Annotated in this window: 27 protein-coding genes; 17 read left to right on the top strand and 10 right to left on the bottom strand. The window is 40.1% G+C overall.

Translation table 11 applies throughout. The features are described from left to right. The first annotated feature begins 70 nt into the window (after nucleotides 1–70). The 8 genes from AACZ73_RS13400 (at nucleotide 71) to tsf (ending at nucleotide 6,429) form a co-directional block, all read left to right on the top strand. Entirely contained in the window at nucleotides 71–862 is a 792-nt protein-coding gene (locus AACZ73_RS13400) for a DUF3108 domain-containing protein (protein ID WP_339878558.1), read from the top strand. A gap of 151 nt (nucleotides 863–1,013) precedes the next feature. Beyond that, complete coding sequence (locus AACZ73_RS13395) at nucleotides 1,014–1,706, top strand: response regulator transcription factor (RefSeq protein WP_339878556.1); 693 nt, start codon at nucleotides 1,014–1,016, stop codon at nucleotides 1,704–1,706. After that, complete coding sequence (locus tag AACZ73_RS13390) at nucleotides 1,707–2,783, top strand: ATP-binding protein (RefSeq protein WP_339878554.1); 1,077 nt, start codon at nucleotides 1,707–1,709, stop codon at nucleotides 2,781–2,783. 79 nt (nucleotides 2,784–2,862) lie between these two features. Next, nucleotides 2,863–3,573 carry a pseudouridine synthase gene (locus AACZ73_RS13385; RefSeq protein WP_339878552.1) on the top strand — a complete coding sequence of 237 codons (711 nt, stop codon included), beginning with the start codon at nucleotides 2,863–2,865 and terminating at the stop codon, nucleotides 3,571–3,573. 181 nt (nucleotides 3,574–3,754) lie between these two features. After that, entirely contained in the window at nucleotides 3,755–4,198 is a 444-nt protein-coding gene (rplM, locus tag AACZ73_RS13380) for a 50S ribosomal protein L13 (RefSeq protein ID WP_111322765.1), read from the top strand. An 11-nt stretch (nucleotides 4,199–4,209) separates the two neighbouring features. After that, complete coding sequence (gene rpsI / locus AACZ73_RS13375; RefSeq protein ID WP_339878550.1) at nucleotides 4,210–4,596, top strand: 30S ribosomal protein S9; 387 nt, start codon at nucleotides 4,210–4,212, stop codon at nucleotides 4,594–4,596. A gap of 39 nt (nucleotides 4,597–4,635) precedes the next feature. Continuing rightward, complete coding sequence (gene rpsB / locus AACZ73_RS13370; RefSeq protein WP_146920951.1) at nucleotides 4,636–5,397, top strand: 30S ribosomal protein S2; 762 nt, start codon at nucleotides 4,636–4,638, stop codon at nucleotides 5,395–5,397. A 201-nt stretch (nucleotides 5,398–5,598) separates the two neighbouring features. Further along, the gene (tsf, locus tag AACZ73_RS13365) at nucleotides 5,599–6,429 is read left to right on the top strand and encodes a translation elongation factor Ts (protein WP_339878549.1); all 831 of its coding nucleotides are present in this window, start codon (nucleotides 5,599–5,601) and stop codon (nucleotides 6,427–6,429) included. A 234-nt stretch (nucleotides 6,430–6,663) separates the two neighbouring features. Here the strand turns inward: tsf and thiL are convergent, their stop codons facing one another. Further along, a complete protein-coding gene (gene thiL / locus AACZ73_RS13360) occupies nucleotides 6,664–7,692 on the bottom strand; it encodes a thiamine-phosphate kinase (protein WP_339878548.1) in 1,029 nt (342 codons plus the stop codon). A 246-nt stretch (nucleotides 7,693–7,938) separates the two neighbouring features. Next, on the bottom strand, nucleotides 7,939–8,340 hold the full coding sequence (gene mce / locus AACZ73_RS13355; protein WP_339878547.1) for a methylmalonyl-CoA epimerase: 402 nt from the start codon (nucleotides 8,338–8,340) through the stop codon (nucleotides 7,939–7,941). A gap of 89 nt (nucleotides 8,341–8,429) precedes the next feature. On the opposite strand from mce, the gene AACZ73_RS13350 reads away from it, so the two are divergent. The 4 genes from AACZ73_RS13350 to AACZ73_RS13335 all read left to right on the top strand — a co-directional run bounded on the left by AACZ73_RS13350 (nucleotide 8,430) and on the right by AACZ73_RS13335 (nucleotide 12,336). Further along, nucleotides 8,430–8,756, top strand: coding sequence for an iron-sulfur cluster assembly accessory protein (locus tag AACZ73_RS13350; RefSeq protein WP_339878546.1), 327 nt, complete (start codon nucleotides 8,430–8,432; stop codon nucleotides 8,754–8,756). A 107-nt stretch (nucleotides 8,757–8,863) separates the two neighbouring features. After that, complete coding sequence (gene gcvT, locus AACZ73_RS13345) at nucleotides 8,864–9,958, top strand: glycine cleavage system aminomethyltransferase GcvT (protein WP_339878545.1); 1,095 nt, start codon at nucleotides 8,864–8,866, stop codon at nucleotides 9,956–9,958. Continuing rightward, nucleotides 9,959–10,672: a 2-phosphosulfolactate phosphatase gene (locus AACZ73_RS13340; RefSeq protein ID WP_339878544.1), complete on the top strand. Its 714-nt coding sequence runs from the start codon at nucleotides 9,959–9,961 to the stop codon at nucleotides 10,670–10,672. A 185-nt stretch (nucleotides 10,673–10,857) separates the two neighbouring features. Further along, a complete protein-coding gene (locus AACZ73_RS13335) occupies nucleotides 10,858–12,336 on the top strand; it encodes an alpha-amylase (protein ID WP_339878542.1) in 1,479 nt (492 codons plus the stop codon). 163 nt (nucleotides 12,337–12,499) lie between these two features. On the opposite strand, the gene AACZ73_RS13330 is transcribed toward AACZ73_RS13335, so the two are convergent. Then, nucleotides 12,500–12,838, bottom strand: coding sequence for a nucleotide pyrophosphohydrolase (locus AACZ73_RS13330; protein ID WP_339878541.1), 339 nt, complete (start codon nucleotides 12,836–12,838; stop codon nucleotides 12,500–12,502). Between the two features lie 150 nt (nucleotides 12,839–12,988). On the opposite strand from AACZ73_RS13330, the gene AACZ73_RS13325 reads away from it, so the two are divergent. From AACZ73_RS13325 to AACZ73_RS13315, 3 genes are all read left to right on the top strand, one after another. Further along, nucleotides 12,989–14,080, top strand: a complete 1,092-nt coding sequence (locus tag AACZ73_RS13325; RefSeq protein WP_339878540.1) for a VanZ family protein — start codon at nucleotides 12,989–12,991, stop codon at nucleotides 14,078–14,080. A gap of 146 nt (nucleotides 14,081–14,226) precedes the next feature. Continuing rightward, a complete protein-coding gene (locus tag AACZ73_RS13320) occupies nucleotides 14,227–15,786 on the top strand; it encodes a M81 family metallopeptidase (protein WP_339878538.1) in 1,560 nt (519 codons plus the stop codon). 54 nt (nucleotides 15,787–15,840) lie between these two features. After that, complete coding sequence (locus AACZ73_RS13315) at nucleotides 15,841–16,221, top strand: DUF1801 domain-containing protein (RefSeq protein ID WP_339878536.1); 381 nt, start codon at nucleotides 15,841–15,843, stop codon at nucleotides 16,219–16,221. On the opposite strand, the gene AACZ73_RS13310 is transcribed toward AACZ73_RS13315, so the two are convergent. The 3 genes from AACZ73_RS13310 to AACZ73_RS13300 all read right to left on the bottom strand — a co-directional run bounded on the left by AACZ73_RS13310 (nucleotide 16,218) and on the right by AACZ73_RS13300 (nucleotide 18,169). Then, nucleotides 16,218–17,486 carry an aminotransferase class V-fold PLP-dependent enzyme gene (locus AACZ73_RS13310; RefSeq protein ID WP_339878534.1) on the bottom strand — a complete coding sequence of 423 codons (1,269 nt, stop codon included), beginning with the start codon at nucleotides 17,484–17,486 and terminating at the stop codon, nucleotides 16,218–16,220. The two genes, AACZ73_RS13315 and AACZ73_RS13310, sit on opposite strands and share 4 nt — an antisense overlap. A 96-nt stretch (nucleotides 17,487–17,582) precedes the next feature. Further along, on the bottom strand, nucleotides 17,583–17,966 hold the full coding sequence (locus AACZ73_RS13305) for a PIN domain-containing protein (RefSeq protein ID WP_339878532.1): 384 nt from the start codon (nucleotides 17,964–17,966) through the stop codon (nucleotides 17,583–17,585). Beyond that, nucleotides 17,963–18,169 (bottom strand): type II toxin-antitoxin system VapB family antitoxin, encoded by a 207-nt coding sequence (locus AACZ73_RS13300; protein WP_339878530.1) that lies wholly within the window; start codon nucleotides 18,167–18,169, stop codon nucleotides 17,963–17,965. Before AACZ73_RS13300 ends, AACZ73_RS13305 begins: the two co-directional genes overlap by 4 nt. A gap of 121 nt (nucleotides 18,170–18,290) precedes the next feature. On the opposite strand from AACZ73_RS13300, the gene AACZ73_RS13295 reads away from it, so the two are divergent. Together AACZ73_RS13295 and AACZ73_RS13290 are read left to right on the top strand one after the other, a co-directional pair. After that, complete coding sequence (locus tag AACZ73_RS13295) at nucleotides 18,291–18,575, top strand: RNA polymerase alpha subunit C-terminal domain-containing protein (RefSeq protein ID WP_339878528.1); 285 nt, start codon at nucleotides 18,291–18,293, stop codon at nucleotides 18,573–18,575. Nucleotides 18,576–18,619: 44 nt separating this feature from the next. Beyond that, nucleotides 18,620–21,319: an alginate lyase family protein gene (locus AACZ73_RS13290; protein ID WP_339878526.1), complete on the top strand. Its 2,700-nt coding sequence runs from the start codon at nucleotides 18,620–18,622 to the stop codon at nucleotides 21,317–21,319. Between the two features lie 118 nt (nucleotides 21,320–21,437). Here AACZ73_RS13290 and AACZ73_RS13285 read toward each other — a convergent pair whose 3' ends face one another. The 4 genes from AACZ73_RS13285 to AACZ73_RS13270 form a co-directional block, all read right to left on the bottom strand. Next, nucleotides 21,438–22,094, bottom strand: a complete 657-nt coding sequence (locus AACZ73_RS13285) for a hypothetical protein (protein WP_339878524.1) — start codon at nucleotides 22,092–22,094, stop codon at nucleotides 21,438–21,440. A gap of 229 nt (nucleotides 22,095–22,323) precedes the next feature. Next, nucleotides 22,324–23,796 carry an ATP-binding cassette domain-containing protein gene (locus AACZ73_RS13280; protein ID WP_339878522.1) on the bottom strand — a complete coding sequence of 491 codons (1,473 nt, stop codon included), beginning with the start codon at nucleotides 23,794–23,796 and terminating at the stop codon, nucleotides 22,324–22,326. A gap of 52 nt (nucleotides 23,797–23,848) precedes the next feature. Next, nucleotides 23,849–24,301, bottom strand: coding sequence for a D-aminoacyl-tRNA deacylase (gene dtd, locus AACZ73_RS13275; RefSeq protein ID WP_339878520.1), 453 nt, complete (start codon nucleotides 24,299–24,301; stop codon nucleotides 23,849–23,851). Continuing rightward, nucleotides 24,298–25,017 (bottom strand): NAD-dependent epimerase/dehydratase family protein, encoded by a 720-nt coding sequence (locus AACZ73_RS13270; RefSeq protein WP_339878518.1) that lies wholly within the window; start codon nucleotides 25,015–25,017, stop codon nucleotides 24,298–24,300. The genes dtd and AACZ73_RS13270 overlap by 4 nt, the downstream gene beginning before the upstream one ends. Nucleotides 25,018–25,019: the final 2 nt, after the last annotated feature.

The following is a 25,019-nucleotide window of genomic DNA, read 5'->3' as shown; positions in this document are numbered from 1 at the left end:
CCTTTCGGCACGTTTTTTCGTAATACCTAAAGAATACTGCCCATTTCGTCAGGTATTGTCAATAAAATTTATGAAAAGAATCTTCGGATCGCTTATTCTACTAATTCTCTTCTCCCTATCAGATCTATCAGCCCAAGATCTGCCAGGCAATCCCGCCTTTACTTTTGGTGAGGAATTGTCTTTTGAAGTATCCTACGGATGGCTAAATCTGGCAGATGCAAAAATGCAAATTTCCAAAAGAGCCCAACAACAAAATGAAAAACCGCATTATAAAATAGATGTATTCGGTAAAACTAAAGGTGCTGCAACTATTTTCGGAAAGGTAAATGATAATTGGGGAACTTACTTAGACGTACAAACAAACTTACCTACTGTCTCCTATAGGCACATTGAGGAAGGTAAATACAGAAAGCACGAGTTTGTTCATTTCGATCAAAAGAATAAGAAAGCTACCATGAAGCTTTTTGATAAGGAAAATAAGAATATAAAGGAGACAAAGGATTTTGATCTCCCTGGACAAGTGCAGGATTTGGTCAGTGGATTCTATTACCTAAGGTCTCAGGATTTACGGGATTTGGAACAAGGAGAAATGATAGAAATCCGAGGTTTCTTTGATAAAGAAATATATAACATAAAGTTAATCTACGAGGGTACTGAAACCCTCGATACTAATCTAGGAAAGAAAGAAACTTATATATTCTCTCCACAACTACCCAAAAACAAATTGTTTCGGGGGGAATTCCCTGTGAAGGTGTGGGTCACAAAGGATCAGAACAAAATCCCAGTGAAAATCAAAGCCAACCTCTTTATCGGCTCGCTTAATTTGGACATCACTTCTGCGAAGGGGCTTAAAAACAACTAATTTAAAAGCTAATAACATAGCGGTAACATAGTGGATCTATCACCTGATAATATCCTACTTTTAGCTGAAGTGTTGGATGATTGACAATCTTTTATTTGGCAGCAATCCTTAAATATTCCTTAATTTTAAGCCAAACATTAAGAAATCACTGATGAGCGATAAGCAAAAAATCAAAGTTCTGGTAGTTGACGACGAACCTGATATTGTTGAAATCCTGAAATACAATCTCCAGAAAGAAGGTTACGAAGTAGCTACTGCGGAGGACGGACTAAAAGCAGTCAAGACAGCTGCAAAATTCCTACCTGATGTGATCCTACTTGATATCATGATGCCCAATCAGGATGGAGTAGAAACCTGCCTACAGATCCGACAGATTCCCGAGCTTAAAAATACGTTCATAATTTTTCTTACTGCTCGGATGGAAGAGTACTCTGAGGTCGCAGCTTTTGATGTGGGGGCGGATGATTACATTACCAAGCCTATCAAGCCAAGAGCGCTGATGAGTAGGATTTCCGCTTTATTCAGAAGAGAATCTAAAAAAGAACAGGAACAGGTTCAGATTAAAATCAGGGATTTAGTAATTGACCGCGGAAGTTATACAATAGACAAAGCCGGAAAAACCATTACGCTGCCCAAGAAAGAGTTTGAGCTTTTGTATTTCCTTGCCAAAAATCCTAATATCGTTTTCAGTAGAGATGAACTTCTTCAAAATATCTGGGGCGCTGATGTATTTGTATTAGCCAGAACAGTGGATGTGCATATCAGAAAAGTGCGTGAGAAAATCGGAGAAGACTACATCACTACGGTGAAAGGTGTAGGCTATAAATTCGAACTAGGGCAATAAATGTTTACCACATCCAGGGGAATTTCTTTGATATTGGCTTTAGCTATCTCAGCTCTGGTTGCAGCATTTTTATCTTTAATGGACGGATCTACCCCATTGCTGCTCTTTGTAGCATGGGGAGTATCTTTCTCCTCCGCATACTTACTTATTTCTTTTATGCTGGAATTCCTGATTTTTAAGGAAATAGGTGACATCTATTCCCTTTTGGAAAAGATCCAGCGAAAAGACCTTTCCGAAATCAGTGAAAAAGGAAGAAAAAGTTCGATTTCACCATTAAGAAAAATTAATAAGGTCATCAATTCCTATGCGATAGCAAGGCAGAAGGAAATAGAGACACTTCAGAAAAATGCCGAATTCAGAAGAGAGTTTATTGCCGATATTTCACATGAGCTAAAAACGCCGATTTTCGCAACCCAAGGATACATTCACACCTTACTTGACGGAGCCATAGATGATAAACAAGTCCGCATGCGCTTTTTAAAAAGGGCAGCCAAAAGCCTTGACTCACTGGACGTTTTGGTACAAGATCTCCTGACGCTGAATCAGATGGAGAGCGGCGTGATAAAATTTAATTTCACCGAATTTGACCTCAAAGAACTTCTGGAAGAAGTAATGGAGGAATTGGAGCATAAAGCTTCCAAGCGTGATATCAATGTGGAGTTCCAAGTAGAACCCAATAAGCACTATTTGACAAATGGTGACAGACAGAAAATTTACAGGGTCTGTCAGAACCTAATATTCAATGCCATGAAATACAATCATAATGGCGGAGATGTGCGGATTACGCTTCGGACACTGAAAAACACTATTCAGGTAGACATCAAAGATGATGGACAGGGGATACCTCCTGAAGATCTAAAGCGCATTTTTGAGCGTTTTTACAGAGTAGAAAAAAGCCGTTCAAAAGAGAAAGGTGGTACTGGATTAGGACTAGCGATAGTGAAACATATTCTGGAAGGACACAAAAGCAAGATTTCTGTGAGTTCTACGGTAGGAAAAGGATCAATTTTTAGTTTTTCGCTGCCACTGGTAAAAAGTGAGTCACCTGAAGAGAGACTTAAAGTTGTAACTCACTAAGAATAAAACTCAGAGAAGTTTTTTACCCATTCTTTTTTACCTACTTTTGCAGCCTCAATTGAAAGAGGCAGGACAATCCATGAAGAAAGTAGATTTTGATAATCTTATTCTGTTTGAAAACGAGGATTACCTGGTAATCAATAAACCGCCGTACCTATCCAGCTTAGACGATAGACATGAGGCGCAGAACATCCTAGACCTTGCCAAGGCACACACCCCCGATGCCCAACTGTGTCACAGATTGGACAAGGAAACTTCAGGATGTCTAGTGATTGCCAAGAATCCAGTGGCTTACAGGCATTTGGCCATGCAGTTTGAAAGCAGAAAAGTAAACAAAGTCTATCATGCTGTGGTGGAAGGGATCAAGGAATTCAGCAATGAGCTGGTGGACCGAAATCTCTTAGCCAACAACAAAGGAATCGCCAAAGTAAGTAAGGATGGCAAGCCAGCGCAGACGATTTTCAATACATTGAAAACCTACTACGCACATACGCTAGTCGAGTGCAAACCCATCACGGGGAGACTGCATCAGATAAGGGTTCATTTGGCTTATTTAAAATCGCCCATATGTGGCGATACCTTATATGGAGGCAATCCTTTATATCTTTCTTCTATCAAGCGTCGCTTCAATTTAAAAAAAGAGACAGAGGAATTACCAATTATGCAGCGGGTGTCGCTACATGCTTATTCGATTGGATTTAAGGGTCTTGACGATATAGAAATATTCGTAAACGCGCCTTATCCTAAGGATTTCAAGGTTTTGATCAATCAACTGGAGAAAACCAGTTAGATAAAATCCATCGAAAAAGAGTAAAAATTGACCCGTTTTAGGAGGTAGTAAAACGCTAAGCCTGTGAAAATTAGGACTTAGTATTGGAAATATTTTGCATCGAAAATAAAATACTCCTATCTTTGTGTCCCTTTTTGAGGGTGAAATAAATTTAACAAGCTAAATATTAAACAGTTACACAGTGGATACTTTGAGCTATAAGACCGTATCAGCCAATGCCGCAACTGTAGAAAAGCAATGGGTGGTAGTGGATGCCCAAGCTGCAGTTTTAGGTAGATTGGCTAGTGAGGTAGCGAAAATCTTAAGAGGTAAGACGAAGCCAAGCTTCACTCCTCACGTTGATTGTGGTGACAACGTCATCGTAATCAACACAGACAAAATCAGACTAACCGGTGACAAGTGGGACTCCAAAGTTTATGTGAGACACACAGGTTATCCAGGAGGACAGCGTATTTCTACCCCAAGATTATTGAAGGACAAATCTTCAACAATCTTGATCGAGAAAGCTGTTAGAGGCATGTTGCCGAAAAACAGATTGGGAAGAAAATTATACGGCAACTTGTACGTGTATGAAGGATCTGAGCATCCGCATGCAGCGCAGCAGCCTAAAACTATCACTCTTTAATCGTCTATTTCATGGAAATGATCAACAAAATCGGTAGAAGAAAAACCTCCGTAGCCAGAATTTACATGGCTCCAGGAAATGGTACAATCACCGTAAACAATCGTTCTTTGGAAGTTTACTTCCCATTTGATCTACACCAGATCGTTGTGAAGCAGCCACTTGCCCTTGTAGGCGTGGACGGCAACTACGACATCCAGATCAATGTAGACGGAGGAGGAATCAAAGGTCAGGCAGAAGCAGCCCGTATGGCTATCTCCAGAGCTTTGTGCGAATTCGACGCGGAACATAGAACTGCCTTGAAAAAAGAAGGTTTCCTTACACGTGACCCTAGAATGGTGGAACGTAAGAAGCCAGGACGTAGAAAAGCAAGAAGAAAATTCCAGTTCTCTAAACGTTAATCTGGAGATTCTTCCTTAATAAGAAAAACACATTTTATAATGGCAAAATTAGAATATAAAGACTTACTAGATGCTGGTGTTCATTTCGGACACTTGACGAGAAAGTGGGATCCAAGAATGTCTCCATATATTTTCATGGAGAGAAATGGTATCCACATTATCGATCTTAATAAAACGCTTGTATGCCTCGACGAAGCATCTAACGCAATCAAGCAAATCGTACGCTCAGGCAAAAAAGTGATGTTCGTTGCGACTAAAAAGCAAGCGAAAGATCTTGTAGCTGCTGAAGCGAAAAGACTCAACATGCCCTTCGTAACCGAAAGATGGTTAGGCGGTATGATGACAAACTTCGCGACTATCCGTAAATCATTGAAGAAAATGTCTGGCTTGGACAAATTGATGAAAGAGGAAGCTTATAAGAACCTTGCGAAGAAAGAGCGTTTGATGGTTTCCCGTCAGAAAGACAAAATGGAAGATGTTCTTGGCGGTATCGCTGACTTGAGCAGACTACCTGCTGCACTTTTCATCGTGGACATCAAAAGAGAACACATTGCAATTGCTGAAGCAAAAAAGCTTGGTATCCCTGTTTTCGCATTAGTTGATACGAACTCTAACCCAAATGAGGTAGATTTCCCAATCCCAGCTAATGACGATGCTTTCAAGTCCGTTTCTTTACTAGTTAAAGCGTTCGGTGCAGCTATCGAAGAAGGTCTTTCAGAACGTAAGAAAGACAAAGAAGAGGCTAAACTTTCTGAAGAGGAAGAAGCTAAGAAAGCTGTGGACGCTGAAACAAAAGAATAATCCACAACTTGATTTGAAATAAATTAAAAATTGAACATCAAGTTTCGGCTTATGTTCAATTTTTTTGTTTTATCCTATCCTTCAAGGTGCTGGTCACCAAGAAGTAACTATAATTATTCCTTGCGTGACAGACTTTGTGAATTGATCTGACCCCAAGGTTCCAAAAGAATTTATCCCGTTTTATTTTAAACTGATAACACAATGGCAATTACTGCACAAGAAGTAAACAAATTGAGACAAATGACCGGTGCCGGTATGATGGATTGCAAAAAAGCACTTACCGAATCAGAAGGTGATTTCGAAAAGGCTGTAGACATCCTCAGAAAGAAAGGTCAAAAGGTATCTGCTTCCAGAGCCGATCGTGAGACTAAAGAAGGTGTAGCTGTAACTAAAGTGTCTGAAAATGGCGATAAAGGTGTACTACTAACTTTGACTTGCGAAACTGACTTTGTTGCTAAAAATGATGGCTTTGTAACTTTTGCAAATGAGTTGCTTGACCTTGCTGTAGAAAAAGGAGCTTCCTCTGTAGAAGAGCTTTACGCACTTCCTTTCGAGAACCTTACTGTTGCCGAAAAGATCGTTGAGATGACTGGTAAAATCGGTGAAAAAATCGAAGTTTCTCATTTCGAAATCATCGAAGCCGAAGCAGTAGTTGCTTACATTCACTCCAACGGTAAACTAGGTGTATTGGTAGGATTGACCAACACTAGCGGAACTGACGTAGAAGAAGCTGGAAAAGATGTAGCGATGCAAATTGCTGCTATGAATCCAGTGGCTTTGGATAAAGACGGCGTTGATTCTTCTGTAGTAGAAAGAGAAATCGAAGTTGGAAAAGAGCAAGCAAGAGCTGAAGGTAAGCCTGAAGAAATGCTTGAGAAAATCGCTCTTGGTAAACTAAACAAGTTCTACAAAGAGAACACGCTTCTTAGCCAATCTTTCGTAAAAGACAGCAACAAAACTATTGCTCAATACCTTGATAGCGTAAGCAAAGGATTGACTGTATCTGCATTCAAAAGAGTATCTATCGGTTAATCCGAAAAGATTCTTAACCATAAAAAAGCCTCTTCAATTGATTTTGAAGAGGTTTTTTATCATATAGCTATATTTTTTTATGCTCATAGAGATTAGACCCAGAGAAGGCAATAAGCGACTTAATAGATAATAAACAGTCGCATCACTGGTACTTCGGTCATCCGTCATCGGTCTTCTGACGGGTTGAGCGAGGAATTTAAGCTATTGGCATAATTGCCGACACTAATATTTTAATCAGAAATGCTTCCAGCCTTGAGCTTTGATCTGTACGGCAGTACCACTTTTTGTAACCAAATACTTGCCTTCTTCAGCCTTGCTGATGTGACCGATGAAATGGATATCCGGATGCTTTTCCAGCTTCGCAAAATCTTTTTGATCGATGGTAAACAGTAACTCGTAATCCTCTCCCCCATTCATTACACAGGTGATCGGATCAAGATTCAATTCCACAGCTGTGTCAAAAGTTTGCTTATCGATTGGCAGCTTATCTTCATAGATTGTTGCTCCTACTCCTGATGCTTTACAGATATGAAAAATTTCAGAGGCCAAGCCATCAGAAATATCCATCATGCTTGTAGGCACTACCTGCATTTCCCGAAGCTCATGAATGATATCCACACGGGCATCAGGCTTCAATTGACGAGCAGTAACTAGCGCGTATTTTCCTAAATCAGGCTTCATATCAGGATTAGCTAGAAAAACTTCCTTTTCACGCTCTAAAATTTGTAATCCCACCAAGGCAGCCCCAAGATCACCTGTCACACAAAGAATGTCATTTTCCTTTGCGCCAGACCTATACGAAATCTGCTCAGGCTTTGCTTCGCCTATTGCTGTAACAGAGATCGCTAGACCGCTTCTGGAAGCCGTAGTGTCACCCCCAATCAAATCCACACCATAATGTTCACATGCTGCATGAATACCTTCATAGAGCGCATCAATCGACTCTACGGAGAATCTATTAGATAAAGCTATACTAACTGTGATTTGCTTAGGTACAGCATTCATAGCTGCCACGTCAGACACATTCACCGCAACTGCTTTGAAACCCAAGTGAGGCAATGGCGCATAGGATAAGTCGAAATGAACGCCTTCCATCAATAGATCAGTCGTCACAACTTTGACCATGTCACCTGCTTCAATCACCGCAGCATCGTCACCAATACCCTTGAGTGTGCTGGAGTTTTTGATAATTACTTTTTCATTAAGATGATCGATCAATCCGAATTCACCTAAATCACTTATTTCTGTTCTTTTTTCTGACATGCTTTTTATATCCTCCCGACAGTGCGAAAAGGCGCTATTTTAATTTTTGCATTAACTAATACTCTCGAGCATTTTAGATTTACGAAGTATGAATTATGAGGTTCTCAGTAGTGTAGGGTTGCTTCTCCAAACTTTATCACTTTACAACCTTACAACGTTCCTACTTTACAACCCAAAACGTTCTCGGCACTGAATTTTCCAATCTTCCAATCAAAAATATCGAATGATGAATGTTGCATAAAGAAGTCAATCTCTCTCCTGACACAATTCAATCAAAACACCATTTGTGCTCCTAGGATGCAAAAATACCACTAATTTATTGTCTGCACCCAGTTTCGGCGTTTCATTCAGTATTTCAAAGCCTTCAGCTTTCAATCGCTGAACCTCAGCATCGATATCCTCCACTTCAAATGCGATATGATGAACCCCCTCTGACTTTTTTTCAAGGTATTTGGCTATTGGACTGACTGAATCAGTTGCCTGAAGCAGTTCCACCTTCGTTTCTCCAACCTGAAAAAAGGAAGTTGCCACTTTTTCCCCATCTACTTCTTCAGTCTTGAAATGTTCTTTACCCAGTATCTTAGCAAAAAGCTTATTCGAATTCTCCAGATCCTTGACGGCTATTCCAATATGCTCGATTTTCCTCATGTTTAAATTTGCTATATTTGCAGTGAATCATTTTGGGAGACCTACTGTTTTCCCATTACTTCAACTTAAGACAAAGTAATAAAAAAGATATGATAATCGTTTCTGACAAAGCCAAAGAGCGAATCCTAGAGCTCAAAAAAGAGGAAGGACGCTCAGAAAATGAAAATATTCGTGTATCGGTGAAAGGTGGTGGCTGCTCAGGTCTAATGTACGATTTAGGCTTTGATGGCGCTCAGGTGGAAACTGACCACGTATTTGAAGATAAAGGAGTAAAAATCCTGGTAGATAGAAAAAGCTTACTTTACCTAGCTGGAACTACATTAGAATTCACGGATGGATTAAACGGAAAAGGTTTCCAATTTGTAAATCCAAATGCCAGCAGAACCTGTGGATGCGGTGAAAGCTTCTCTGTATAAGCTAAAACTTTATATAAAAAATGGAAGGCAACCCTATCAGGTTGCCTTTTTTAGTACAATTTTCACCTCAATCCTTACCTTTGCCCACTAGAAATTTAACCCAGATTATGGAAGAGCAAATCAAAAAAATCCAACTTAATGACTTGCACATTGCCCTTGGCGGTAAAATGGTGCCTTTTGCAGGATATAACATGCCTGTGCGTTACAGTTCTGATAATGAAGAACACCTTTGTGTAAGAAACGGCGTTGGTGTATTTGATGTATCCCATATGGGCGAATTTATGGTAGAAGGTCCCGAAGCTCTGAACCTAATCCAAAAAGTAACTTCAAACGATGCTTCCAAAATCGTCAATGGACAGGCACAATATTCTTGCTTTCCAAATTCTAAAGGAGGTATTGTAGATGATTTGATCGTTTACAAGTTTGAAGATGAGAAGTATATGCTGGTTGTAAATGCATCAAATATTGATAAAGATTGGGCTTGGGTAAATCAGCAAAACACCATGGGTGCTAAGCTTACCAACATCTCCGATGAGATCTCTCTTTTTGCTATTCAAGGCCCGAAAGCTATCGAAGCGGTACAGGCATTGACTCCTGTAAATCTTTCAGAAATCAAGTTTTATCATTTCACTGTAGGCGAATTTGCCGGAGTTCAGGATGTGATTATCTCCGGTACAGGTTATACTGGTGCTGGCGGATTTGAAATTTATGTGAAAAACGAAGATGCTGAGAAAGTTTGGAATGCTGTATTCGAAGCTGGAAAAGATTTTGATATCAAACCAATCGGTCTTGGTGCTAGAGATACACTCCGTATGGAAATGGGCTACTGTCTATATGGAAATGACATCACAGACACTACTTCACCTATAGAAGCTGGACTAGGTTGGATCACCAAATTCACCAAGGACTTCACTAATTCCGAAGCTCTAAAAGCACAGAAAGAAGCTGGCGTGTCAAAGAAATTGGTTGGCTTTATTATGCAGGAAAGAGGTATTCCAAGAGCTCATTACCCTATCGTAGATGCTTCAGGAGAGGTAATCGGAGAAGTAACTTCGGGTACTCAATCTCCAAGTATGGGAGTTGGTATTGGGCTAGGATATGTAAAAACAGAATTCAGCAAACCTGGAACTGAGATTTTCATCCAAGTGAGAAACAAGAACCTTAAAGCAGAAGTGGAAAAACTTCCACTGTTGAAAAAATAAATGAGGCAAGTAGAAATATGCTTCAGTCCTGAACTGATTCATTTGCATGAGTTGCAAGGGAAAATTGTTGTAGTAGTCGATATATTCCGTGCCACCTCCACTATGGTGGCTGCTTTGGCAAATGGAATCTCTGAGATAAAAACCTGCGCTGATCTTGAAGAATGCAGAGCAATGGCTTCCTTAGGCTATCTAATAGCAGGAGAAAGAAATGGGATTACTGCCGAAGGTTTTCAGCTGGGAAATTCACCCCTAGCCTATCTTTCGCAAAATTATCAGAACCAAAAGTTGGCCATGACTACCACCAATGGCACTTTGGCCATTTCAAAATCAACTGGTGCAGATGAGATTCTGATTGGCGCTTTTCCTAATCTACAAGCTACTGTAGGCTACATTCAATCTCGCGATAAAGATGTGCTGATTCACTGCGCTGGATGGAAAGGAAAATTCAACTTGGAAGATTCACTTTATGCTGGCGCCTTAGTGAAAGCTCTGGAAGCTACTCACGAAGCTGAGGATGATGCAGCCATAGCCATGAAATCACTTTATGAGAAAGAAGGCCATGATTTGAAAGGATTTTTGTCACAGGCTTCACACGCGAAGCGGCTGCAAAACCACAATATTGATTCTGATATTGATTTTTGTCTAACTCCAGATCTTTTTTCCCTAGTAGGAAAAATAGAAAGTGACACCTTAGTTGCAGTCGACAAATGGTAAATCCATGATTTAGAATAATCTACAACACAAAAACCCGATACTAATGGTATCGGGTTTTTGTGGTTTTTAAGGGCTATATTTTCCCCATTTTGAATCACAAAATCCCGTTTAAAAATTGTTTAAACCATCTTAGGATTTTGGCGTTTACCGATTAATCTTAACCACTAACTAACCAACTTTTGAATATGAAAAATGGAACTATGATCCAATTTTTCCATTGGTATTCTCCGGAAGACACCCTTTGGAAAGAAGTAAAAGAAAAGGCAGAATATCTAGGGAATCTGGGAATAACAAGCGTCTGGCTTCCGCCTGCTTCTAAAGGTGAGCAAGGTGGGATGAGCGTAGGATATGACACCTATGACTTATTTGATCTTGGAGAATTTGATCAAAAAGGCTCTGTCAGGACGAAATACGGCACAAAGGATGAATTTATTGAAGCTACAAAAGCACTTCACGACAGAGGCGTTCAGGTAATCGTAGATTTTGTCTTTAATCATAAGGCTGGAGGAGATGAATCAGAACTGATGCAAGCTGTAAAAGTCAATGAGGATAACCGACTGGAAAACGTCTCGGAACCTTATGAGATCGAATCATTTACCCGATTTACGTTTCCAGGCAGAAATGGTAAATACTCTGATTTTATCTGGGACAAACATTGCTTTAGCGGGGTAGATTACGATCATCGGAATCAGGAGCATGGTGTTTTCAATCTCTTGAGTGAGTATGGAGATGACTGGGAGGAGATGATCGATGACGAAAAAGGGAATTATGATTTTCTGATGTTTTGTGATATTGAATTCAGAAATCCAGCTGTTCGTGAAGAGCTCTTAAAGTATGCCACTTGGCTTCACGAACTCACCTATTACGATGGTGTGCGTTTGGACGCTGTAAAACACATACCCCCACACTATTTTAAAGAATTCCTATACTTACTTCGGGAGCGTACAGGTAAAGAAATTTTTGCTGTGGGTGAATACTGGGCTCCAGGTCACTTAGAATTGCTAACACGTTATTCAGAGGCTACGGATGGGACGATGAGTTTGTTTGATTCGGCTTTACACCACACTTTTCACCATGCTTCGAATTCAGGAAGTGAATTTGACTTACGAGAAATATTTGATGATTCTCTTGTAGCAAATAATCCAGAGCTTGCCGTAACGCTTGTGGACAATCACGATACACAGCCGCTTCAGTCGCTTGAAGCACCGGTGGAATCCTGGTTTAAACCTTTAGCTTATGCGCTGATTTTGCTCCGTGAAGATGGATATCCATGTGTTTTCTATCCGGATCTGTTTGGTGCAAGCTATTGGGACAAGGGTCAAGACGGGAAAGATTACGAGATTTTCATCAATCGAGTAGAGGAACTAGAACCTATGCTCTATGCACGTAAAGATTTTGCATTCGGAGTACAACGAGATTATTTTGAAAGTGGCAATGCCATCGGGTGGACTAGAGAGGGAAATGAAGAGCATAGTGGCTGTGCTGTAGTCATGTCAAACGGTGATGGAGCTACCATTTCCATGGAGGTAGGAGCTAGATATGCTGGAAGAAACTTTAAAGATATGCTAGGTAAAATCCAAGATGAAGTCACGGTAAATGATTCCGGTTGGGCAGACTTTCACTGTGCACCTGGCTCAGTCTCTGTCTGGACTGAAGTAAATTAATCATATGAGGCTGTCCTACAATGTTAGACAGCCTCATTTTTTATGATAGAACAAATTTCGATATCCGTAATATTTATATATAACCAATAAAAGAGTGTAAAATTGATTCACTCACTTAAAAAGTTAATTTACCAGTAGTCTCAAATGGAGATAGGATAGAGTACTATTTCAACTTTTCGTTATTCTTATGTCGATCGATGTCCCGAATATTTTTCTTTTCAAAGTTTTTCTTCATGGCTTCGGTTAAGTCCACGCCAGTTTGATTAGCCAGGCAAATCAGAACCCAAAGAACATCCGCCATTTCATCACCCAGATCCTTTCCTTTGTCTGATTCCTTGAACGATTGCTCCCCATAGGTTCTTGACATGATTCTGGCTAATTCACCCACTTCTTCCATCAGGATAGTCATATTGGTAAGTTCATTAAAATATCGAACTCCTACTGTCTTGATCCATTGATCAACTTGCTCCTGAGCTTCTGAAATTGTGATTTCCGTTTTCATAATAATTCAACCCTTTTCATTAAAATTAACATTCAAATAGGATTATTCTTGCCATATCGCCAAATTAAAGGCTCGGTTATTGCAAAAAACATTTTCATATTGAGTCTATGATTTTCCAGCTCTAAAGACAAGCAAAAAAGAACATTCTGTATGAATCAGTATTTGGAAGCCATCCGAATTTCCTTTTTTTATTTTCCTTTGGTAGCACTGTTGAGTATAGTACCCTATGCTTATTTTCAATATAAGAAAATAGGCTATGTTCAATTCAATAGAAGTTTAGTGTTTTACATTTTCGCATTTTATGCGATGACTGCATTTTTTATCACAATTCTTCCGCTTCCTGAAGTCAGTGCGGATTTTTGCAATAATAGAAGAGGTAGATTAATTCCGAGCTTTTTCCCTTTTAGATTTTTAAAGATGTTGACAAGGGAATTAAGAGGCAATATTTCACTTTTCAGCATTGTGAAGAGTCCAACTCTGATGGTTACCGCATTCAATGTTTTGCTACTTATGCCACTTGGGTTTTTTCTGAGATATCTATTCCAAATTAAAAATATTGGAGTAGCAACTATGATAGGATTCCTTGTGTCTCTATTCTATGAAATCACTCAGTTGACGGCTCTCTACGGATTATATCCTTGCAGATACCGCCAGTTTGAAGTGGATGATTTGATTACAAATACTTTTGGTTGTTTTATAGGTTTTTTAATTGCCAGATACTCTAATCTTTTACCAAACATTTCGAGTAAACCTCTGTTGAATCGGACGGAAGTCACCTTGACACAGCGGTTTTTGGCAATTTTTGTTGACTCATTACTCGTCATTTTCTTTACTTCCTATGTTATCGAAGGATTGTCCCAAAACATCTGGTTACAATCATTAATGAAAGTTGGAACGATTGTTTTCTATTTTATTTTCGTGAGCAAAATAACCAATGGGCAGACTTTTGGCAAAAAGTTACTTGGTATTCGAATCGTCCGAATGGATGGAACTAGACTTACTTACAAAGATTTAATAGCCCGATACAGTGTCTTTTTGATACTGCCTTTTTTTGTAGGTGAAGTATCAAAATTCCTTTTGGATACACGTTTTGATGATAAGGTGTATTTATTTTTATACTTGCTCTTTCTGGCTATCTGGTTCTTTGGAACAGTCATGGTGACGTTCATAAGGAAGGACCATAGAGGTTGGTTGGATAGATTTGCGCACACGACTCAAGTCCTTGCGAAACAGGATGATTAATGCTACAGAGCCTTACTATATTTTTTAGAATTATATAAATACCATTCTTAAAAATTTTATGTAATGTTTCATGATGTTCGTTAAATTCATGGACTCAATTAGGACAGATTTACTTTCGCTCAGATAATACCATTGATTTAGTCTTCATGAAATACTACCTATCCCTTCTATTTATTCTTTTAATTGCTGTTTCTTGTTTACCCAAAGAAGAAACTAAACCACTTCCTAGGATAGCTATCGCAGGATTAGCGATTGAGTCAAGCACTTTTTCACCAGCTACCAGTGACGTAGCTGCTTTCCGAACTAGGGAAGGGATGGACATCTTCAACTATTACCCTTTCTTGGATTCAGCTTCAGCAGATCGAGAAAGAGCCGAGTGGTTCCCAACTCTACGTGGACATGCCATTCCCGGCGGTATTGTTACTAGAGAAGCATATGAGGAGTTGGTAGGCAAAACACTAGATATGCTGAAAGAAAATCTTCCCTACGACGGACTTTTCTTCGATATCCATGGAGCGATGAGTGTGGTAGGATTAGATGATCCAGAAGGGGATTTTATTGTCCGAGTTCGTGAGGTAGTAGGCCCCGAAACCTTGATTTCCACTTCCATGGATTTACATGGAAATGTCTCTTGGAGACTGGCTGAAAACACAGATTTGATTACTTGCTACAGAATGGCTCCACATGAGGATGCTTTGGAATCAAAACAGCGGGCTGTAGAAAATATGCTTGATCGCTTGGAAAGTGGCAAAGGAAAACCAGCCTTCAAAGCTTGGATTCCCGTCCCGATTTTGCTTCCCGGCGAAAAGACTAGTACCAGAATCGATCCGGGGAAAAGCCTTTATGCGAAAGTGGACCCTATGACCAAAAAACAAGGTGTGATCGATGCGGCAATTTGGATAGGTTATGCTTGGGCAGATGAGCCTAGAAATCATGCGGTGGTAATGGTGACAGGTGATGATGAAAAAGCAGTAACAGAGTCAGCGGAAGAATTGGCACAAAGCTTTTGGGATGTGCGGAATGAATTTGAAATTGTAGCGCCTGTTGCACCATTGAAGGAGAGTTTGGATATGGCGATCGCCTCTGACAAAAAGCCTTTCATGATTTCTGATATGGGCGACAACCCAACTGCAGGTGGTGCAGGGGATGTGACTTGGACTTTGACAGAAATCCTGAAGCGCCCGGAGTTCAAATCTGAAAATGGCCCTACGTTGATTTATGCTTCTATCCCAGGCCCTGAGTTTGTGGAGAAGGCAATCGCTGCAGGAGTGGGAGGAAAAGTGGAAGGAACGGCTGGAGCCGCAATTGATGATCGATTTGCACCACCTGTTATGCTCAAAGGAACTGTGGAAGCAATCAAAGAAGGAGACGGAGCTGCAGAAGTAGAAGTAGTGGTGAAAGTTGGTTCCGTTCATGTGATCGTCACTAAAAAGCGCAAACCTTATCACAATGAAAATGATTTCACAGATCTTGGTTTGAAGCCAAGGGAAGCAGATATCGTAGTAGTGAAAATCGGATATCTAGTACCTGAGCTCTATGATATGAGAGCAGACTGGATCATGGCCTTGACACCGGGCGGAGTTGATCAGGATTTGGAGCGACTAGGCTATAAGCGTATTAATCGGCCAATGTTCCCTCTTGATAAGGATATGGCAGACCCGGATTTGAAAGCTAAATTAGTGCCTGCAGCTAATAAGCTCGACTGATGTGTACTGAGAAAACTCTTAAATATTGTGTTTAACATCTAAAATCTCAATAATATGATGAACGCAAAACCATCTTCCGTAGAGGAATATCTTAGCTGGTGCTCTCCAGAAGTGAGGGAAAAGCTCCAGCAGATGCGTGAGACAATCTTAAAAGCAATTCCAAAATCCAAAGAGGTAATCAGCTACAGCATGCCTGCTTATAGAACCACCGAAGTGTTGGTTTATTTTGCAGCAGCGAAAAAGCATATCGGCTTCTACCCTACTAACAGTGGGGTAAGCGAATTTAAAAAGGAGCTAAAGAATTACGTGACATCCAAAGGAGCCATACAATTTCCTCTGGACAAACCTTTACCGCTTGAATTAATCGCAGCCATCTGCCAGTTCCGATATTTAGAAGCAGAGGTAAAAGTGGAGAAGAAAAATAAAAAGTCTTAGCCCAGAACCTTTTCAGTAGCTTCAAGAAAACTGTCTATTTCGACTTTACTATTATAAATATGAGCTGAAATCCGAATTGCATCCAGCTTACTTTCTGGAACTTGGCGAATCCTAAATCCTGCTTTACTTATTAAACCAGCAGCCTCTTGGTAGTTCATTTTCTTCGGTTTGAATGTGACCATACTGATTCGGGATTCTGGTTCTGCAGGACTTAAAATTTCAAGCATGGAACTCATTTCGGATAGCCCATCAAACAAATATTGATTTAGCTCCCGTATTCGGGTTTCTATTTTCTGCTTCCCTATTTCTTTGTGAAAATCCGCAGCCGCAACAGCTCCTCTCATAATCGGCAAACTCTGACTTCCATAGTCAAAACGATGGGCTGTTGGTACATATCCCTTAAACTCTGGTGGATTCTGGTACAAATCCCAACCTAAATCAGAATATGCACCTACTTGATAGGCCTGCACTTGGTCCAAAACACTCTCTCTAACATATAGAAATCCGGTTCCATTTGGACCCAAAACCCACTTATGGTAACTGCTCGCATACATATCACAGCCCAAATCATGAAGATCAAGATCGAAAGTACCTGCTCCATGTGCACCATCAATAGCTGTAAATATTCCTTTACTTCTGGCAAAAGCGGAAATTTCTTTGATTGGAAAAACTAACCCAGTTGTGCACGTGATGTGAGGAATCGCAATCACCTTGGTTTTAGAAGTCACCAAGGTTTTAATTAAGTCTAGGTTTTCTGCTTGAGTAGCTTTGGGTTCAAAAGGCTTTAAGACTATCCCATGCAATTTTGCCCGGTTCAACCAAGGCAACGCATTTCCTACATGCTCGTGCAAAGTAATGATCACCTCATCTCCAGCTTTCAGCGGAAGTCCCCAACACATAATATTAATCCCCTCAGTTGTATTATGAGTAAGAGAAATCTCAGAAGTTTTGATTCCCACAAAAGCTGCCAATTTCTCACGTTCGGGCTCTATATGACCATATTCACCAGATGTATTAGTGTCAACAAAGGAATTTTGCAAAGCATCCAATACCACTTGAGGTGAAGGCCCAAAAGTTCCATTATTCATGTAAACTCTACTGTCCTTCAGAGGAAATTTCTTTCTGAGCTCAGCCCAGAATTCTTCCCCCACCAGAGAAGGGGTAATAGATTTCGTAGAGGTTTCCTCTGGAGAATTGAATGAAACCAAGCCTGGAATCGCTATTCCTGCACTGAGTTTCTGGATAAATGATCTTCTACTATTCATAAGGTCGGTGGCTATCTTTATGAGTTAGGAAATGATCTCCAATAATTCAAAGAAAATCCTATTAGGGAGTAATAAATCGGGTTGGTCGGAAAATGACTAAGGCTGATAAAGCCTTCTTTCACCTAAAAAACTTATGATTTTCTTATCCAAAGTCCATATTTGCAAATCAAACTTTTCGGCGGCATGAATGATAACTGCATCTACTAAGCCTATTCCACGATTGATCAAACCTGCTTTTCTGGAAAAAATACCTGACTCGAAAATCAAACCCGGCTGATCCAAAAGCTTCAGTTGGCGATAAAAATCTGTTATCAAATTCAGTTCTCTAGTTGTCTTCACTCCCTGAAGCAGTTCTGCAAAGATCAACTCTAAAGAATAAATTTCGCCATCTTCCATCAAAGCAATCATGGGAAGGAAATAATCTCGATTTCCTTTCAAAAATTCTATCCAAACAGAAGTATCAATTAAGACTGACTTCATTGTCGATTGATATCTCTCAATTGATCTGCTCCGTATGTGAATTCTAAAGGCTCAGCGACAATTTGATCAGACAGTTCAAGTAACTTTTTGCGGGACAAGTAATCGCGAAGCGCTATCCTCAAGGCTTCGGTGACGTTCTTTGCTCCGGAGATTTCGATCACATCTTTGATCAACTCATCTTCAATTAATGCAATGACTTTCATGAGTTTATAATTTATTTAAAAATACGAAGGCTTATCGTATTATGTTAATTTCAATAGAAAAAACCAGATTTCTATTGAGAAAAAATAAAGAAGGGTTTTACTTGTAAAAAAACAGTACGATATGCCACTTAAAACCTGTGACAAAGGTCATCAATTCTATAAAACCAGCGATTGCCCCACATGCCCGATCTGTGAAAAGGATAGAAAACCCACAGAAGGCTTTTTATCCAAACTGCCAGCTCCAGCTCGAAGGGCACTAGAGTCAAAGCAAATTAACTCACTAGAAAAGCTAGCCACATTTACCGAAAAAGAAATCCTCTCTCTTCATGGTATGGGAAAAAGCTCTATTCCAAAACTAAAAGATGCCATGGACAAAAAGGGGTTGACTTTCAAAACCCCGGATTAAATTGCATTTTAAAGTTCTCGTTACAATTATCCCTAAAACCCAAAATGATTCAGTACATCCTTTTTCTGCTTTTTGCATTCAGCTTACTTTTTAATCAGTCGAAACCTGAGATTTCGGAAACTGACTATCTCGCAAAAGAACGAGCAAGGGTTATTCAACTAGCAGACAAATATGCTAGCGAAAAACCAATTACAGTCACGGCAGAAAGTAGCCCAAGATCTGCAGGTGGGATACATGATTTCTATTCCGAAGGAGATTATTGGTGGCCAGACCCAGACAATCTAGATGGACCATATATTCAGCGTGATGGCCTGACCAATCCTGACAATTTCACAGCGCATCGTGAAGCGATGATTCGCTTCAGCCAGATTTCTGGAGCACTGGCTTCAGCCTATTTGGTAACCAAAGATGAAAAGTATGTCACAGCTTTGGCTCCGCATCTGAGAGCTTGGTTTATTGATGAAGCCACGAAGATGAACCCAAACTTGCTCTATGCGCAAGCGATTGAAGGCAAAGTAACGGGTAGAGGAATTGGAATCATCGACACCATTCAACTCATGGAAGTGGCCAAAGCAATCGAATCAGTGGAAGATTCAGAAGTGATTTCTGATTCGGACATAAAGCAGATGAAAGATTGGTTTTCGGAATATTTGAATTGGATAACTACTCATCCATACGGGATAGATGAGCGTGATCATGGAAACAATCACAGTGTATGTTGGGCGATGCAGGCAGCAGTTTTTGCGGAGCTTGTCGGCAACCAAGAAGTATTAGACTATTGTAAAAACATGTATAAAACGGTGCTGCTTCCTGATCAAATGGCAAACGATGGAAGTTTCCCACTGGAACTCAAACGTACAAAACCTTATGGGTATTCTCTTTTCACTTTAGATGCCATGGCAACGCTTTGCCAAGTATATGCGGACGATTCCGAAAACCTATTTAGCTACCAAACACCAGAAGGGAAATCGTTGGAAAAAGGGATTTCATTCCTCTACCCTTTTGTGGAAAACAAGGATTCCTGGCCCTACCAAAAAGATGTGATGTACTGGGACAAATGGCCTGTTCGACATACTTTTCTGCTTTTCGGAGGACTTGCTTATGGTCAGGAAAAATACCTTGAGCTATGGAATTCACTTGATGCTGATTTTGACACTCCAGAAGTCATTCGAAATATGCCGGTTCGATTCCCTATTCTTTGGCTTTCTGATCAAGAAAAAGAAACCATTGGGGAGTTAGACGCTAAATTAATTTCGGATGCAGCCGCAAAAATAATAGCTACCGGGGTAGTGAATTACAGTGACTTTGGAGCCAAAGGAGATGGCAAAACAGATGACATGCAGGCAATCATTTCTGCGCATGAATTCGCCAATGAACATGATTTAAACGTGATAGCGGATGATGGAGCAAGCTATTACATTGGAGGAAAGGCTCGTACAGCCATCATCCAAACTGATACCGACTTTGGTACAGCATCCTTCTTGATTGACGATAGAAATGTGGAAAATAGAACTGCTCCTGTTTTCTTGGTAAGCTCAAGCCTAGAATCTTATAAACTTGATGGCATCACTTCACTGAAGAGAAATCAGGAGAAAATTGACATCACTTTGCCAGGTTCTGCGTTGATCACTGTCACCAATTCAAACAAGATGCGGTATATCCGATATGGGCTAAATCAAAACAATGGCGCTCCTCAAACAGATATTTTTCTGGTAGACAAAAATGGAAATGTGGATCAGGATGCTCCTATTATTTGGGATTTTGATCAAATCACAGAGATCACAGCTCTTCCCATTGATGAGAAAACCCTGACTATTTCTGGAGGATTTTTTACCACCATTGCCAATCAGGAGGAATCGAAATACAACTATTACAGCCGAAATATCTCCATACAGCGATCCAATGTTATTGTGGATTCATTGGAGCATCGCGTCATTGAAGAAGGAGATCAAGGAGCTCCATACAGTGGATTTCTAAATATATCCAACTGCACAAACGTAACCGTTAAAAACACCATCTTGACAGGTCATAAAACCTACTCAACCATAGGAAATGCGGGGAAACCTGTAACTATGGGAACCTATGACATCATAGTGAACCGAGCTCTGAATGTATCCTTTGTCAACTGTACTCAGACAAATGACATCGATAACAATGTTTATTGGGGAATAATGGGCTCAAATTACTCGAAGAATCTGCTTTTCGATAAATGTGTCTTTTCCCGTTTCGATGCTCACATGGGCGTTGCTAATGCCACCATCCGAAACTCTACGCTAGGGCACATGGGTATCAATGTGATCGGAACTGGGACATTCACTGTAGAAAACTCCACTATTAGAGGAAGAAGTCTAATCAATCTCCGGTCCGACTATGGTAGCACTTGGGAAGGAAAACTAATTATCCGCAACAGTACATTCATTCCAAATGGAGGAAAAAGCTACAGCGCTTCACTGATCAATGGATATAATTCCGGTCAGCATGATTTCGGCTACACCGCTTATATGCCGGAGCAAATCATTATCGAAAACCTAAAAATCGACGACTCCAATCATCCCGAAGACTATCAAGGGCCTGCTATTTTCGGGGATTTCAATTCAGAAAGAACAGATGATTCCTACGAAGAAAAGTTTCCTTATGTATTAACCAAAGAAGTGACGCTTAAGAACGTGACAACTTCGAGTGGAAAGAAATTGAGAGTAAGTGAAAATGAGACCATGTTCAAGGGGGTGAAGATTAAAATTTAAACAAAAATTTCAAGCCTTACTTCCCTAACAATAAATCAGTTTAACATTAGGTTAATTGAGGTTTTTTCAATCAGAATTTACTACTCAAAAACGAAAAGCTTCTGAATCAAAAACCTCATTACCAAGCAGGGCCGAAATACCACTTTACAGTGAATTGGATCTGGCCTGACATATCAACAACAGTAATTCGTTTATCTATAATATTATTCCCGTCCACCTCTGAATTTGTAGTAACCAGTAATACAAATTCCAATGCGAAATCCCAATCACCGTTTAAATTTGTGCTAATACCTGTCCTTACTGGTACATAAGGAATCAAATCACTTTCTTTGGATTTGATAATTTCTCCTTCTTCCAGCAAGTCATTCAAAACTAAACCGTTTTTTAAAACCTCCTGATTTCTTTGAGCATACATAACCCCAAAACCAGCTCCAGCATAAAATTGTAACGAGGACATCATCATGCCAGCGGAATTAGGGTTGGTGGTAAATACGGGCATTACGTCAGCAAAGTAGCCTTGTCCTTTAAAAGCAAATGCCTGATCCTTATTCCCCCATTTGACCATCTGCTTCGGCAATTCCAGATAATATTGTCCAGAATTTAGGAGCTGAAGTCCCACAGATCCCCTCAATCCTATATACTCATTTAATTGTTTATTAATCGAGAGAGTGATAGCGGGCTGAACCTTAAATTTAAATTCTCGGTAAATGCCAGAATTATCTGAATAAAGTAAGGCTGGACCTATCCCTAAAGAAAGATGATCTCCTTGAGCCATTACTGATTGACTTAGGCAAATAATAAAAAGGGCTATTGTAATTTTTTTAATCATACTTCACATCTCTAATACTTAAATTCAAACGCTAAATTATGTATTTAAAATTAATTCCTAAAGCAAACTAAATTCAACGAACATCCTATGCAACACAATCTATTTTTATATCCCCGCTGATTAATCTTTCCCTATTAATAGCTATCATATACGGAAAATAATGTCTCCAAGATGATTACTTACTTAATTCAATCACCTTCTCAACAGCGTCTGGCACATCCTCAGCGTAGTGGCTGACATAAACAACCGTGATAGTGCTTCGCACACAGATTTGCTGCACAGTATCTTTAAACAGTCTACGCTGAAACTCATCCATTCCTTGCGAAGCTTCATCGAGGATAAGCAATTTGGGTTGCTTAATCAATGCTCTAGCAAGTAATGTCCAACGTTGGTTTTCCAGAGAAAGTCGGTTAATAGGAATGTTTGCAAAGCTTTCCAAATGAAAAAGTTTTATCCAAGATTCAGCCAATACTTCCTGCTCGGCTGTTACTTTTTTAAATAAGCCCATTGTATCAAAAAGCCCCGAAAGGATGACTTTGCGGCAGGTTTGGTTGTTAGGAAAGAATCGGCTAAGCTCAGGAGCTACAAAACCAGTGGGCCGCTTCACATCCCAAATACTCTCTCCAGTTCCCCGTTTCCTTCCAAAAAGCCATAGATTTTGAGAATAGGCCTGTGGATTTTCCCCGATCAGCAAACTGATCAAAGTAGATTTCCCAGAACCATTGGGGCCTTTCAGCAACCACCGCTCGCCGGATCTCACTTCCCAGTTGAGATTTGTCAGAATCTGCTTTTCCCCGTATTTGATATTGAGGTTTTCCAGACGAATCACCTCGGTGTTTTCATTAGGTCTTTTTGGTAGCAGGGAATCTAATAATCCCCAATCGTAAGAGAGATTTTGCTCATGTTTGGTAGTCATACGAAAGTCAGCTACTTCCCAAACATTCCCAATTCCTTTTCCACTTAACTTGGCTACATGAGTAATTCCTTCAGGGATTTCATTAGCCGATGTGGTCAACAAGACTTGCACTCCTCTGGAAATTATAACTTTCAAAATCTCCCCAAACTCTGCCCTGCTTTTGACATCTAACCCAGTCATGGGCTGATCCATCAGGTAAATTTTCGGCTGACGCATAAGCCCCAAGCCTAGCGCCAATCGTCGGGTTTCCCCATTGGAAAGCAAGAGCAAAGACTTGTCCAGCAACTTCTCTAAATGCAATAATTCAGAAACATTTTCCAAGGTCCATGGCCCTTCAACTTTTGCTTTTACTTCCAATAAATATTCCTGGACAGTGGCTGTATCTTCAGATTCTGAGGAGTTGAATCGCTGCTGAAAATAGAAGTTTTGCTGATTGGATTTATTGCGAATTTCGTAGCGCTGAGAAACGTAGGCTATCAGGTCACGGAAAGAGTTGATCTCACCAGAATTGGTTTTCCTCACCGTATATTCCTGTACAAAAGGCCGATGAATCTCGCCTTTTGGAACCACGCAATTGCCTCGGATGGTCTCAATAAAAGCTGTCATATCTGCCCCAGAAGTACCAATGATTGCCCATTGCTGACCTTCTTCCCATCTGAAATCCAGAGATTCAAAAATTTGTTTTCCTTTGGTAAGAACTTGGGCCGAATGGATATTGAGAAGAGTTTGCAAAATGTGTGGATTGGAAGATTATAAAATTGGAAGATCTAAAAATTACTATTCTTTACATCCTATTTTTACTATCAATCAAAATAGTCACTGGGCCATCATTTACCAGGGCAACTTTCATGTCTGCACCAAATTCCCCAGTTCCAATTGCTTTCCCTAAATCCGCTTCTAATGTTTGGATCATCTGCTCATACAATGGTATGGCAATATCCGGTCTCGCAGCTTTTATATAAGAAGGTCGATTCCCCTTTTTTGTGCTGGCATGAAGTGTAAACTGCGATATCAACAAAATCTCTCCGTTGATATCCAGCAAGCTTTTATTCATCACTTCATTTTCATCTGGAAATATGCGGAGATTGAGGATTTTTTTTGAAAGCCAAGCAATATCCTCCTGATTGTCCGACTCTTCAATTCCCACCAAAATCATCAAGCCGGTTCCGATTTCAGCTTTTACTTTCTCACCAATTTTAACGGATGCCTCAGATACTCTTTGAATAACCACTATCATTTACTTAGGTCTTGCATTTCTCCAGAGGAGATGATTTCTACAGAATTTGATTTTTGAGTCAGCGCTGTTTTTACTAAAGCTTTGGCAACCTGATAATCATAGATTGGGCGAATATTCTTAAACAGCTTTAACCAAATCAAAGGCTTCATCACCACCTGGGCAACTTGCTCTCCAAATCGAAACTCATTTCTGTTGCCCATCAATAAAGAGGGCCTGAATAAACCGATATAGCTAAATCCGATTGTCTTGAGATCTTCTTCGGTTTTACCTTTTGTTTGACTATAAAAAATCGAGGATTTCGCATCAGCACCCGAGGAGGAAACATAAAGGAATTTGGATGTTCCCAAAGTTTTTGCCCACTTGGCAAAATCAATCACCAAATCATGATCAATAGCAAAAAACTTCTCCTTTGATCCTGCTTGTTTAATGGTAGTGCCTAGTGCGGAAAACGCGTGTATTTCTGCCGTTTTCTTATTCAGCTCATCGATCAGAGGAAAATACTCTCCGCTTAAACTCTGTTCGGCAATTTTAGCTTCCCAGTCCCAGCTTTCAATTTTCGCGATGTCACCTTCTATCTGAACAAGCTTTTGTTGCTTTATAGCGAGCTTTCTCCGTCCAATACTCAGGACATAATCATATTCTTCACTTTTAAAAAGTTGGTGAAGAATAGCCTTTCCTACAAGACCAGAACCTCCGGATATCAGTGCGATTCGCATAG

This window comes from uncultured Algoriphagus sp. (assembly GCF_963974835.1).
Classification (GTDB): domain Bacteria; phylum Bacteroidota; class Bacteroidia; order Cytophagales; family Cyclobacteriaceae; genus Algoriphagus.
The sequence above is the reverse complement of the archived record's forward strand: the minus strand, read 5'-3'. Positions and strand labels throughout refer to the sequence as shown.